The sequence below is a fragment of the Cryobacterium adonitolivorans genome (assembly GCF_004402695.1).
Classification (GTDB): Bacteria; Actinomycetota; Actinomycetes; order Actinomycetales; family Microbacteriaceae; genus Cryobacterium; species Cryobacterium adonitolivorans.
Genome location: NZ_SOFL01000040.1, coordinates 86,006 through 98,767, shown reverse-complemented (window position 1 = coordinate 98,767; position 12,762 = coordinate 86,006). Strand labels below are relative to the sequence as shown.

The window sequence follows — 12,762 nt, the reverse complement described above, 5'->3', positions numbered from 1 at the left end:
GAAGAAGCAAGCTCCTCCGTCACCGTTCGACTTGCATGTGTTAAGCACGCCGCCAGCGTTCGTCCTGAGCCAGGATCAAACTCTCCGTAAATGTTTAGCTGACTAACCAGCAAGCTGGCGTCACATCTAGTGCACCGAGCCGCCGGAATAGGCGACAACGATGCAAGTTTGAAACTGACAGAACAAATCATTACTGACTTGCTTTGTTGTTTAAATGTTTTCCAAAGGAATCTCCTGGCCCTTCACCGCTAGAAACGGATCCAAACCACGAGGTTTTTGGCATTTGACATTGTGCACGCTGTTGAGTTCTCAAGGATCGGACGCACCCAGCCGCCGGCCAATTGACCTTTGCACTGAGGCACTTCGATGTAATTCTGTTTTTCGTGTCGTTACGATTCGCTCCAGATTTGGAGTGAATCAAACGCCATCAAGCCCTGCAATTCGAATGAATTCGCTGCACGACTTGGAAGTGGTCCCGCTTGAGGCCGGTAAGCTCTTCGGCTTTCCGCACCTGTGGGGTGACAAGAGATGACATTACGCGGGTTCCGAATGCCCCGCAATCCCGGCAGCATCCCGGGCGTGTCGCAGATGGACACCTTCCTGCAATGCGGCCGTAACCTGCCGGCCACACTGCGGGCAGCCGAGGGCTATTCGACGAAAACGCCGGCGAGGGTCTTCTTGCCACGACGGAGTACGGCCACTCCCCCGGGCAGGACGGATCCCTCGACGGTGGCCGCCTCATCGGTGACTTTCACGTTGTTCAGGTAGACGCCGCCCTGACCGATCGCCCGGCGCGCTTCGCCCAGGCTCTTGGTGAGTCCGGTGTCCACGAGCAGCTGCATCACCTGTGCCTGCGGGAACGTCGTGGTGTTCGGCAACGCCCGGAGGGCCGCTTCGAGGGTCTCGGGGTCGAGATCGGCCAGGTCGCCCTGGCCGAAGAGGGCCTGCGTGGCCCGAATTGCGGCATCCGTTGCCGAGACACCGTGCACCAGGCTGGTCACCTCGTACGCGAGGGTGCGCTGGGCCTCACGCTTGAACGGTTCGCTGGCCACCAGGTCCTCGAGCGCGTCGATCTGAACGCGAGTGAGGAAGGTGAAGATCTTGAGCCGGGCGATGACATCGGCGTCGTCGGTGTTCAGCCAGAACTGGTACATCGCGTACGGGCTCGTGAGAGTGGGGTCCAGCCACACCGCGTTCCCCTCGCTCTTGCCGAACTTGGTGCCGTCGGTGTTGGTGATCAGCGGGGTGCCGATCGCGTGCACGCTGGTGCCCTCCGCGCGGTGGATGAGGTCGGTGCCGCTGGTGAGGTTGCCCCACTGGTCGCTGCCCCCGGTCTGCAGCACACACCCGTGGCTGCGGTACAGCTCGAGGAAGTCCATCCCCTGCAGCACCTGGTAGCTGAACTCGGTGTAGCTGATGCCCGCGTCGGAATTGAGCCGGGCGCTCACCGCATCCTTCTTGAGCATGGTGCCCACCCGGTAGTACTTGCCGATGTCGCGTAGGAAGTCGATCGCCGACAGCGGCGCCGTCCAGTCGAGGTTGTTCACCAGGGTCACGGCGTTGTCCCCCTCGGCGCTGAGGAAGCGGGTGACCTGCGCCTGCAGGTAGCCGACCCACTCGTTGACAACCTCCGGGGTGTTCAGCGTGCGCTCCGCCGTGGGGCGTGGGTCACCGATGAGCCCGGTGGACCCGCCGACGAGGCCGAGCGGCCGGTGTCCGGCCAGCTGCAGCCGGCGCATCAGCAGGAGTTGAACCAGGTTGCCCAGGTGCAGGCTCGCGGCGGTGGGGTCGAAGCCGCAGTAGTACGTGATCGGCTCCCCGGCAAGCAGCGCGCGCAGCGCGGACTCATCGGTGGAGACGTGGACCAGGCCGCGCCAGGAGATTTCCTCCCAGACGTCGGCGAAGGTGGGGTCGTTGGCTTGCTGGGCAAGGATACTGGGGTCTGACACCACGCCAGATTACCAGCGCTGACCGCCGCGTTCTCGAGATTCGGCATCCGACACAAGCCGTCGATCAAGCCTTGAGGCTAAATAGTGATGGATTAATCCGTGAACCTTGATTAGGCTGTGATTAGGACGGAGGCTTAACCCATGTTTGTGATTACCGCCGATCAAATCGACAGCCGCCATGATCGCGATCGCGCCAGCGACATGATCAACGAGTTGATGCTTCGCCACGCCGAGGCCTTCATGCTGCCCCCCGACCAAACCTCCGGCGACGAGATCCAGCTCCTCGTCGGCACGGCCGCCGACGCATTCGCCGTCGTGCTCGATCTGCACCGCACCGGATTCTGGAGTGTCGGCGTGGGAATCGGCCCGGTGCGCACCCCTCTGCCGGCCACCACCCGGCAGGCCACGGGAGACGCGTTCATCGCCGCCAGGGCAGCGGTGACCCGGGCCAAACGATCCGAGGCGCGCTTCGCGCTGGACACCCCGCCCGCACCCGACCGGCGCGGAGCCTCGACAGGCGCGGAGGTGGAGGCACTCGTGACGATGCTGCTCCTGCTGCGCCAGCGTCGCAGCAATGAGGGGTGGGAGGCGGTGGACCTGCTCGAGAGCGGTCTGGCGCAGACCGCCATCGCTCGCACGCTCGGAATCTCGACGGCCGCGGTGAGCCAGCGGGTGAAGAGTGCGCAGTGGAAGGTGGAGCGCGCCGCACACCCGGCACTGGTTAGGCTGCTAGACAACCTCGACAGTGACACCCTCGACAGCGATACCAGCGAAATGGATGGCCTCCGCCGATGAATGCCCTGACTTCCCTCGATGTCGTGCTGTACCTGTACTGGGCGCTCCTGCTCCTGGTCACGATGGCCTCGTTGATTCTGGCCATCCTCGCTTTCCGACTGGGAAAGCAGCCGATCGCGGTCGCGTCGGCCGGGGCGTTGGGCGTGGCCCTGCTGCTCGCCGCCCTCCCCCTCGGAGAGGCGCCGGTGGTCTTCGGCGTGGTCATCGGCCTGGCCGCACTGGCGCTGGCCGTGATCGGCGGCGGCCCGGTGGCCGTGCTCGCCCTGCAGCTGGCCACGAAGAACTCGGTGGCGCCCGGCAGCCACGGCGGAATCCTGGTCGGCACCGAATCCGCCGACGACGCCGCGACCGTGGGTACCACGGCCCCGGCGGCTGCGGTGCACGAGGTGTTGCGCGGCGGTCTCACCATCGGCATCCTGGAGCGCCTGGCCGTCGCCGGCGCGATCCTGGCCGGCTTCCCCGAGGCCCTCGCCGTCGTCGTGGCGATCAAGGGCGTCGGCCGTTTCACCGAGCTGGCATCCTCTGAGGCACGCGAACGGTTCATCATCGGCACCTTCGCCAGCCTCATCTGGGCATGCGCCTGCGCCATTCTGGTGAGCCTCGCGCAGTCCTGACCCCGGTGGCCGGTGGCCGCCCTCACACCAAGAAAGCCCGGCCCGCAGGATCATCCTGCGGGCCGGGCTTGTTTCTTGCGGGGTGTTTAGTCTTCGAGCACCGCGTCGAGGGTGATTTCCACGCCGGTGAGCGCCTTGCTGACCGGGCAGTTCTCCTTCGCGGCCTGCGCAGCGGCGAGGAAGGTCTCACTGTCGATGCCGGAAACCTCGCCGGTCACGGTGAGGTGGATGCCGGTGAGGCGGAAGCCGCCGGCGGGGTCGGCGCCGAGGGTGACGTCAGCCGACACGTCCAGGGCCTCGATGGTTCCGCCGCTTGCGGCCAGTTCGGCGGAGAGCTGCATGGAGTAGCAGGCGGAGTGGGCAGCGCCGAGCAGTTCCTCGGGGCTCGTGGTCCCGTTGGCGTCGTCTGCGGCGCGCCGGGGGAATGAGACGTCGTGGGTGCCGAGCTGCGAGCTGGTCAGTTCGACCTGGCCTGCGCCGTCGTCGAGGGTTCCAGTCCAGGCTGTGCGGGCGGTGCGAGTGGGCATTGATGCTTCCTTCTGTGTCGCTTTTCTGGGGATGGCCAGAGTTACTGGCCGGTACAAGTGAAAGTCAATTGAGGGCGCCGGGATGCCGTCGGTACGCGGACACCGTCCGGTCCCCCGGAATCCAGAACCGCCAGGCGTAGTCGGTGCCGCCGCCGGGCCCGCTCACTCCGGTGCGAGGGCCGGCCTGCGCCGCCGGAGCCGCCTCGGCCAGGGTCACCTCGAACGGTTCAACGGTCAGATCGGCACCGTCCTGGTGCAACCCGATGCCCAGGGCCTGGGTGAGCCTGGCCGGACCGCGCGCCAGGTCCCGCACCGCAACCGCCGGGCCGCGACGGGCTCGGGCGGCCTCGTGGCCCGCCACGATCTCGCCGGCGCGCAGCAACACCGCCGACGCCTCGCCCTCGGGAGAGCAGACGATGTTGGCGCACACGTGCATGCCGTAGCTGAAGTACGCGTACAGGTGACCTGGCGGCCCGAACATGGTGGAGTTGCGGTCGGTGCGCCGGCGGAAGGCGTGCGAACCGGGGTCGGTTCCGGCCAGGTACGCCTCGACCTCGGTGATGCGAAGCACGGTGTCGCCGTGCCGGAGCAGGCCGCCCAGTAGGAGCGGGGCCACGCCGACCGCGCCCTGGGCGAACAGGTCACGGTCGACGGTCATCCGAAGCGTTTTCGTCGGGGTGCGGTTCTCAGCGGGACGGCTCAGCGGGCCAGCGCCGTGGCCAGAGTGTGCACCCGGGCCACCAGGGCGGCGCGCTGCTCGGCGACCCGCACCGGCGCGGTGCCGGCCTGGCCGTCACGTCGATTGACCGAGCCCTGAATGGTGAGCACCTCGCGCACCTCGGGGACGAGGTGCGGGGAGATCTCCGCGAGCTGCGCGTCGTCGATCTCGTGCAGGTCGAGGCCCTTGGCCTCGGCGACCTTGACCAGGGTGCCGGTGATCTCGTGGGCGTCCCGGAAGCTGACGTGCCGTTTGACGAGCCACTCCGCAACATCCGTGGCGAGCGAGAAGCCCTGCGGCGCCAGCTCGGCCATGCGGTCGGTGTGAAAGGTGATCGTGGCGATCATGCCCGTGAACGCGGGCAGCAGCACCTCGAGGGTTTCGATGGAGTCGAAAACCGGCTCCTTGTCCTCCTGCAGGTCACGGTTGTACGCCAGCGGCAGGCCCTTGAGGGTGGTGAGCAGCCCGGTGAGGTTGCCGATCAGCCGGCCGGACTTGCCGCGGGCCAGTTCGGCGATGTCGGGGTTCTTCTTCTGCGGCATGATCGACGACCCCGTGGAGTACGAGTCGTGCAGGGTGACGAAACCGAACTCGCGGGTGTTCCAGAGGATGATCTCCTCGGCCAGGCGGGACAGGTCGATGCCGATCTGCGCCGTGATGTAGGCGAATTCGGCGACGAGGTCACGGCTGGCGGTGCCGTCGATGGAGTTCTCGACGACGGCGCCGAAACCGAGCTCGGTGGCGATGAGGGTCGCATCGAGACCGAGGGTATTGCCGGCCAGGGCGCCAGAGCCGTACGGGGAGAAATTCGCCCGCTTGTTCCAGTCGGTGAAGCGTTCGAGGTCGCGTACCAGGGGCCAGCAGTGGGCGAAGAGGTGGTGGGCCAGCAGAACCGGCTGGGCGTGCTGCAGGTGGGTGCGGCCGGGCATGATGGCGGTCTCGTTCGCCTCGGCCTGGGCGGCGAGGGCGTCGATGAGGTCCACGACGAGCCGGGCGATGACGGCGGCGTGATCGCGCAGCAGCATCCGCACCAGGGTCGCCACCTGGTCGTTGCGGCTGCGGCCGGCGCGCAGCTTGCCGCCGAGCTCGGTGCCGACGATGTCGATCAGCCCGCGCTCCAGCGCCGAGTGCACGTCTTCGTCGGCCGCGGACGGCTGGAACCGGCCGTCGTCGACGGCCTCATCGAGGGTGTCGAGGCCGGCGAGCATGCCGGCCAGTTCGTCCTCGGTGAGGTAGCCGGCAGCGGCCAGGGCACGCGCGTGGGCGCGCGACCCGCGGATGTCGTACCCGGCCAGCTGCCAGTCGAAATGGGTGGACTTGCTCAGGCGCGCCAACTCCGGCGACGGTCCGCCGGCGAAGCGGCCACCCCAGAGGGCGCCCGCCTCACCCGCACGGTTGATGCTTGTGTCGCCGGTCATGCCGGGACCTACTTCGCGGCCTGGTCGCGGCGGGCTGCGATCTTGCTCGGCAGGCTCCACAGCTCGATGAAACCCTTGGCCATCGACTGGTCGAACGAGTCGCCGGTGTCATAGGTGGCCAGATCGAAGTCGTACAGGCTCTGCTTGCTCTGTCGTCCCGTGACGACGGCAGAGCCGGCGTGCAGCTTGAGGCGGATGTCGCCGGAGACGTACTTCTGAGTGTCGTCGATGAACGCGTCCAGCGACTTCTTCAGGCCGGAGAACCACAGGCCGTCGTAGACGAGCTCGCTCCACTTGGCCTCGACACCGCGCTTGTAACGGGCGACGTCGCGCTCGACGGTGACGTTCTCGAGCTCTTCGTGCGCAACGATCAGGGCGATACCGGCAGGGGACTCGTACACTTCGCGGCTCTTGATGCCCACGAGACGGTCCTCGACGATGTCGATGCGGCCGACGCCCTGGTCGCCGGCGAGCTTGTTCAGCAGCACCACGGCTTCGAGCGGGGTGACCGGCTTGCCGTCAACGGCAACGGGCACACCCTGGTCGAAGGTGATGATGATCTCGGTGGCCTCACGCGGGATCGACGGGTCCTGCGTGTAGGTGTACAGGTCCTCGATCGGCGCGTTCCACGGGTCTTCGAGGAAGCCGGTCTCGACGGCGCGACCCCAGACGTTCTGGTCGATGGAGTACGGGCTCTTCTTCGACTGCGCGATCGGCAGGTTGTGCAGCGCGGCGTACTCGATGGCCTTGTCGCGGGTCAGCGCGAAGTCCCGCACCGGGGCGAGCGAGGTAAGCTCGGGGGCCAATGCGGTGACGGCGGCTTCGAAGCGCACCTGGTCGTTGCCCTTGCCGGTGCAGCCGTGCGCGACACTGTCCGCGCCGAGGGCGCGGGCGGTGGCGGCGAGGTGCTTGGCGATCAGCGGACGGCTGATCGCGGAGACCAGCGGGTAGCGCTTCTGGTAGAGCGCGTTGGCCTTGAGCGCCGGGATGATGTAGTCGTTGGCGAACTCGTCCTTGGCGTCGACGACGATCGACTCCACGGCGCCACAGTCGAGGGCGCGCTGTCGGATGACATCCATGTCCTCGCCCTCTTGTCCAACGTCGACGGCCAGTGCGACGACCTCTTTGCCGGTGGCGTCCTTCAGCCAGCCGATGCCCACCGAGGTGTCAAGGCCCCCGGAATATGCCAGTACAACCCGCTCAGCCATGGTTCTCCTTCATAAGTTCTGCGTGATTCAAGTTTATTGGTGGTGCGTGCGAGCCGACTGCTATCGCGCGTTGTGCGCGAGCAGCCAGACGAGCAGCGCCTTCTGGGCGTGCAGGCGGTTTTCCGCCTCATCCCAGATGATGCTCTGTGGGCCGTCGATGACGTCGGCCGTGACTTCATAGCCACGGTCGGCCGGCAGGCAGTGCATGAAGTGTGCGTCGTCCTTGGCCAGGGCCATCAGGGCGGCGTCGACGCGGTAGCTGCCGAGCGAGCCGAGCCGGATGGCCTTTTCCTCTTCCTTGCCCATCGACACCCAGGTGTCGGTGATGACCACGTCGACGCCGGCCACGGCCACGGCCGGGTCGGTGAACAGGGCCACGGAACCGCCGGTCTGCAGGGCGATGGCTTCGGCGTCGGCGACGACCTGCGGGTGAGGTGTGTAGCCGGCCGGCGAGGCGATGCGCACGTGCATGCCGGCGGTCGCACCGGCGAGCAGGTAGGACTGCGCCATGTTGCAGGCACCGTCGCCGAGGAAGGTGAGGGTCTGGCCGGCGAGGTTGCCGCGGTGCTCACGGATGGTGAGCAGGTCGGCGAGCAGCTGGCAGGGGTGGAAGTCGTCGGAGAGCGCATTGACCACGGGCACCGTGGTGTTCAGAGCCATCTCTTCGAGGCCGGCCTGGCCGTAGGTGCGCCACACGATCGCGGCGACCTGGCGTTCGAGGACCCGGGCCGTGTCGGCGGCGGTTTCCTTGCCGCCGAGCTGACTGCTCGCGGTGCTGATGATCAACGGGCTGCCGCCGAGGTCGGCGATGCCGACTGCGAACGAGACCCGGGTACGGGTGGAGGACTTGTCGAAGATCACGGCGACGGTTTTCGGTCCGGCCAGGGGCTGGACCGTGAATCGGTCTCGCTTCAGTTCCAGGGCCAGATCGAGGATCTCGGCCTGTTCGGCCGGTGAGATGTCGTCGTCGCGCAGGAAATGGCGGGTCACGGGGTCACTTTCGCTGAATTCTTCGGTGTTATGCGGGATTCCTCCACCTTATCTGGTGGCACGTTACCGGTTTGCAGGCTATCTATTGGCGGAGACGAGCCCCGAACTGGTCACACTGGCCAGGGCCGCACGAAAACGCTCGTCGAAATCGGCCAGCTCGGCGTCCCCCACGATCAACGGCGGGGCAATCCGGATGCTGGATTCGTTCGCGGCGTTCACGATCAGGCCTTCGGCCAGCGCGGCGGCGGCCAGCTTCAGGGCCACGGGTTCGCTCAGGCCGATGCCGAGCAGTAGCCCGCGGCCACGGACCTCGCTGATCAGGGGCGAATCGATGCGGGTGATGAGCTCGCGGAGCTGTTCGCCGCGACGGGCGGCGTTGCCGACGAGGTCGTCCCGTTCGATGACGCCCAGCACGGCGTTGGAAGTGGCGGTCACGAACGGGTTGCCACCGAAGGTGGAGCCGTGCTGGCCGCGGAGGAACAGGTCGCTGGTGGCCCCGAAGGTCACGAGCGCTCCGATCGGCACTCCCCCGCCGATGCCCTTGGCGAGGGTGACGGCATCCGGCAGCACGTTGGAATGCTCGTAGGCGAACCACTTGCCGGTACGGCCGGCGCCGGTCTGCACCTCGTCGATGATCAGCAGCACCCCGTGCTTGGTGCACAGCTCGCGGGCGCGGCGCAGGTAGCCTTCCGGCAGGTCGATGACACCGGCCTCACCCTTGACCGGCTCGAGGAAGAGTGCTGCGACGGTGTCGTCGATTTCGCGTTCCAGGACGGCGATGCTGGTCTCGATGTGCTGCACACCGCCGGGCACCGGTTCGAACGGGGCGCGCATGAGCGGCTTGCCGGTGAGGGCGAGCGCCCCCATGGTGCGGCCGTGGAACGAGTCGTTCAGGGCGAGGATCCGGTTGCGGCGACCGCCGGCGGTGTTCAGCCTGGCGAGCTTGAACGCGGCCTCGTTGGCCTCGGCTCCGGAATTGCAGAAGTAGACCCGGCCCGCATCGCCCGCGCCGGTGAGGCGTTTGAGCCGCTCGGCCAGCTCGATCTGGGACGGCGAGGCGAAGTAGTTGGAGATGTGCGCGAGAGTGCCGATCTGCTGCTGGGCGGCGGCGACCATGTCGGGGTGGGCGTGGCCGAGCGAGTTGACGGCGATGCCGGCCAGGAAGTCGAGGTATTTGGTGCCGTTCTCGTCCCAGACATAGCAGCCCTCGCCGCGCACCAGCACGGCCAGCGGGGGCGAGAGGGTCTTCATCATTGCGTCGGCGTAGCGTTCGTGCAGGGTCATGTGGGAACCACCTCAGTACCGATGCCGCTTCCGGTGAAGATTTCGACCAGGATCGAGTGCGGCACTCGACCATCGATGATCGCCGCTTTCGCGACGCCGCCCTCGACGGCGTCCAGGCAGGCCGTCATCTTGGGAATCATGCCCGATTCGAGCTCGGGAAGCAGGGTGCGGAGCGCCCCGACGTCGATGACCGAGACCAGCGAGTCCCGGTTCGGCCAGTCGCTGTACAGGCCGGCCACGTCGGTGAGGATCACGAGCTTGGCAGCTTTCAGAGCCACGGCGAGGGCCGCGGCTGCGGCATCCGCGTTGACGTTGAGCGACTGGCCCGGCACCTCGATGTCGGGGGCGATCGACGAGACCACCGGGATCCGACCGGCGTTCAGCTGTGCGTGCACGGCCTCGGGATCGACGCCGATGACGTCACCGACCAGGCCGAGGTCCACCTCTTCGCCGTCGATGACGACACCGCGGCGGCGCCCGCGGAACAGGCCGGCATCTTCGCCGCTGAGGCCGGCGGCCAGGGGCCCGTGGGCGTTGATGTGGCTGACCAGGTCACGATTGATCTGCCCGGTGAGCACCATCCGCACCACGTCCATGGCCTCGGGGGTGGTGACCCGGTAGCCGCCGCGGAATTCGCTTTCAATGCCGAGGCGGGCGAGCATGGCCGAGATCTGCGGGCCGCCGCCGTGCACGACGACGGGGCGGATGCCCGCGTAGCGCAGGTACACAATATCCTCGGCGAACGCGCGCTGCAGTTCCTCGCTGACCATGGCATTGCCGCCGAACTTGACGACGATGATCTGGTCGTGGAACTTCTTCAGCCAGGGCAACGCCTCGATCAGCGTTGCGGCCTTGACCTTCGCTTCCGCTGGGGTGTTGTCGACGTCGTCGAGGGTGGGAACCAGTGGCGGTGCGGCGGGGATGTCGGTGCTCATCAGCTGGAGTACGCGCTGTTCTCTTCGACGTAGTCGTGGGTGAGGTCGTTGGTCCAGATCGTGGCGCCCGCGGTGCCGGCGTGCAGGTCGATGACCACCGAGACGGCGCGCGGGGTGAGGTCGACGAGTTCGCGCGGCTGGTCCGGCTCCCCCGCCGTGCACACCTGGATGCCGTTGATGGCCACGTCGATGCCGTACGGGTCGAAGGCCGCGTCGGCCTCGGGGATGGTGCCCACCGCGGCGAGCACCCGGCCCCAGTTGGGGTCGTTGCCATAGATCGCGGCCTTGAACAGGTTGCTGCGCGACACCGCGCGGGCCACCGTGACGGCCTCGGTTTCGGAGGCGGCGTTGCGCACCGAGATGGCCACGTCGTGCGAGGCGCCCTCGGCGTCACCCTGCAGCTGCAGGGTGAGATCGCGGCACAGTTTGGTGAGGGCTGTGGTGAATTCGGCCGGGTCGGCGTCGACGCCGCTGGCGCCGGAGGCCAGCAGGCTGACGGTGTCGTTGGTTGACATGCAACCGTCGGAGTCGAGCCTGTCGAAGGTGACCCGGGTGGCTTCCCGCAACGCGGCATCCAGCTGCGCGGAGGAGAGGACGGCGTCGGTGGTGATCACAACGAGCATGGTGGCCAGGCCGGGGGCGAGCATCCCGGCGCCCTTGGCCATCCCGCCGATGGTCCAGCCGGCCGGGGACACCTGGGTGGCCTGCTTGGGCCGGGTGTCGGTGGTCATGATGGCCTGCGCGGCGGTGAGGCCGGCGGCGGCGGATGACGCGGCGGTGTCCTTGAGGGCCACACCCGCGTCGACGACGCCGGCGGTGAGCTTGCCGAGGTCCAGCTGCTCGCCGATCAGGCCGGTGGAACAGACCAGGACGTCGCCGGAGGAGACCTGGAGCTGCTCGGCGACGGCCTCAGCGGTGGCGTGGGTAGTCTGGAATCCGATGCTGCCGGTGTAGCAGTTGGCGCCGCCGGAGTTGAGCACGATGGCGCTCACCCGGCCGTCGCTCATCACCTGCTGGCTCCAGAGGATCGGGTTGGCCTTGCACCGGTTGCTGGTGAACACCGTCGCGGCGTTGGCGAGCGGGCCGAGGTTGGCGACGATGGCCAGGTCGAGACCACCGGACTTCTTGAGGCCGGCAGTGACACCGGCGGCGGCGAATCCGGCGGGGGCGGTGACGCTCACGGGGCAACTCCATTCGTGCTGAGGCCCCGTGTCTCGGGCAGCCCCAGGGCAATGTTGGCGGACTGGATGGCGGCGCCGGCGGTGCCCTTGACCAGGTTGTCGACGGCGGTGACCGTGACCACCCGGCCGGCGGCTTGGTCGACCGCCAGGCCGATGAGGGCGGTGTTGGCGCCGAGCACGTCGGCGGTGCGCGGGAACTGGCCGGTCGGCAGCACGTGCACGAACGGTTCGTCGGCGTAGAGCGATTCCCAGGCGTGGCGCACGGCGGCGGCGCTGGTGCCCGGCACAAGCCGTGCCGACGCGGTGGCGAGGATGCCGCGCGACATGGGGACGATCACCGGGGTGAACGACACCGTGGGTCCGGTCGCTCCGGCCCAGCGCAGGCTCTGCTGAATCTCGGGGATGTGCCGGTGGCTGCCGCCGACCGCGTAGGGGTTGGCGGAGCCGAGGATCTCGGCGGCGAGGTTGGGCACTTTGAGGCTCTTGCCGGCGCCGGATGGTCCGACGGCGAGCACGGCGACGATGTCGGCCGGTTCGATCACGCCGGCCAGGATACCGGGGGCCAGGGCGAGCGCGACGGTGCTGGCGTTGCAGCCTGGAGCGGCGATGCGGCGGGCGCCGACCAGGCGGTCGCGCTGGCGGCCGCCGGCGACCGGGAGTTCGGGCACGCCGTAGGCCCAGGCGCCGAAGTAGTCGCCGCCGTAGAACGCGGCCCAGTCGGCCTCGCTATCGAGGCGGTGGTCCGCACCGCAGTCCACCACGAGGGTGTCGGCACTCAGCTGGGCGGTCAGTGCTCCGGAGGCGCCGTGCGGGAGGGCCAGGAAGACGACGTCATGGCCGGCCAGGGTGGTCGCATCCGTGTCGGCCAGCACGAGGTGGGAGAGCGAGCGCAGGTGCGGTTGCACGTCGACCAGGCGCTGGCCGGAGTTGCTGTGCGCGGTGACCGTGCGCACCTCGAAATCGGGGTGAGCGGCCAGCAGTCGCAGCAACTCACCGCCCGCGTACCCGCTGGCGCCCGCAACCGCTACCGAAAAGACCATGGTTCAAACTTACCCGGACCTCCCGCGAGCCAAGAATCGCGAATTGCCCCGCTGCGGTCGAGTTGCCCCGCTGTGCGGGGGCAATTCGACCGGAACGGGGCAA

Annotated in this window: 12 protein-coding genes and 1 rRNA gene; 2 read left to right on the top strand and 11 right to left on the bottom strand. The window is 67.8% G+C overall.

Annotated features, from left to right (window positions below; genetic code table 11):
* Together E3O42_RS12665 and tyrS are read right to left on the bottom strand one after the other, a co-directional pair.
* Positions 1–91: ribosomal RNA gene (locus tag E3O42_RS12665) — 16S ribosomal RNA — on the bottom strand; the annotation flags it as partial.
* Between the two features lie 556 nt (positions 92–647).
* Positions 648–1,949: a tyrosine--tRNA ligase gene (gene tyrS / locus E3O42_RS12660; RefSeq protein ID WP_241984813.1), complete on the bottom strand. Its 1,302-nt coding sequence runs from the start codon at positions 1,947–1,949 to the stop codon at positions 648–650.
* A gap of 141 nt (positions 1,950–2,090) precedes the next feature.
* Between tyrS and E3O42_RS12655 the strand changes: the two genes are divergently transcribed.
* Together E3O42_RS12655 and E3O42_RS12650 are read left to right on the top strand one after the other, a co-directional pair.
* Entirely contained in the window at positions 2,091–2,744 is a 654-nt protein-coding gene (locus E3O42_RS12655; protein WP_134454282.1) for a DNA-binding protein, read from the top strand.
* A complete protein-coding gene (locus E3O42_RS12650; protein WP_134454281.1) occupies positions 2,741–3,358 on the top strand; it encodes a hypothetical protein in 618 nt (205 codons plus the stop codon). The genes E3O42_RS12655 and E3O42_RS12650 overlap by 4 nt, the downstream gene beginning before the upstream one ends.
* Before the next feature lie 86 nt (positions 3,359–3,444).
* Here E3O42_RS12650 and E3O42_RS12645 read toward each other — a convergent pair whose 3' ends face one another.
* The 9 genes from E3O42_RS12645 to argC form a co-directional block, all read right to left on the bottom strand.
* Positions 3,445–3,885, bottom strand: coding sequence for an OsmC family peroxiredoxin (locus tag E3O42_RS12645; protein ID WP_134454280.1), 441 nt, complete (start codon positions 3,883–3,885; stop codon positions 3,445–3,447).
* A 64-nt stretch (positions 3,886–3,949) separates the two neighbouring features.
* Positions 3,950–4,543: a DNA-3-methyladenine glycosylase gene (locus E3O42_RS12640; RefSeq protein WP_134454279.1), complete on the bottom strand. Its 594-nt coding sequence runs from the start codon at positions 4,541–4,543 to the stop codon at positions 3,950–3,952.
* Between the two features lie 41 nt (positions 4,544–4,584).
* Positions 4,585–6,021: an argininosuccinate lyase gene (gene argH / locus E3O42_RS12635; RefSeq protein ID WP_134454278.1), complete on the bottom strand. Its 1,437-nt coding sequence runs from the start codon at positions 6,019–6,021 to the stop codon at positions 4,585–4,587.
* Positions 6,022–6,029: 8 nt separating this feature from the next.
* The gene (locus tag E3O42_RS12630; protein ID WP_134454277.1) at positions 6,030–7,229 is read right to left on the bottom strand and encodes an argininosuccinate synthase; all 1,200 of its coding nucleotides are present in this window, start codon (positions 7,227–7,229) and stop codon (positions 6,030–6,032) included.
* Between the two features lie 60 nt (positions 7,230–7,289).
* Positions 7,290–8,219, bottom strand: a complete 930-nt coding sequence (gene argF, locus E3O42_RS12625) for an ornithine carbamoyltransferase (RefSeq protein WP_134454276.1) — start codon at positions 8,217–8,219, stop codon at positions 7,290–7,292.
* A gap of 78 nt (positions 8,220–8,297) precedes the next feature.
* Positions 8,298–9,503 (bottom strand): acetylornithine transaminase, encoded by a 1,206-nt coding sequence (locus E3O42_RS12620; protein WP_134454275.1) that lies wholly within the window; start codon positions 9,501–9,503, stop codon positions 8,298–8,300.
* On the bottom strand, positions 9,500–10,438 hold the full coding sequence (gene argB / locus E3O42_RS12615) for an acetylglutamate kinase (protein ID WP_134454274.1): 939 nt from the start codon (positions 10,436–10,438) through the stop codon (positions 9,500–9,502). Before argB ends, E3O42_RS12620 begins: the two co-directional genes overlap by 4 nt.
* On the bottom strand, positions 10,438–11,619 hold the full coding sequence (gene argJ, locus E3O42_RS12610) for a bifunctional glutamate N-acetyltransferase/amino-acid acetyltransferase ArgJ (RefSeq protein ID WP_134454273.1): 1,182 nt from the start codon (positions 11,617–11,619) through the stop codon (positions 10,438–10,440). The genes argB and argJ overlap by 1 nt, the downstream gene beginning before the upstream one ends.
* Positions 11,616–12,659 carry an N-acetyl-gamma-glutamyl-phosphate reductase gene (gene argC, locus E3O42_RS12605; protein ID WP_134454272.1) on the bottom strand — a complete coding sequence of 348 codons (1,044 nt, stop codon included), beginning with the start codon at positions 12,657–12,659 and terminating at the stop codon, positions 11,616–11,618. Before argC ends, argJ begins: the two co-directional genes overlap by 4 nt.
* Between the last annotated feature and the right edge of the window lie 103 nt (positions 12,660–12,762).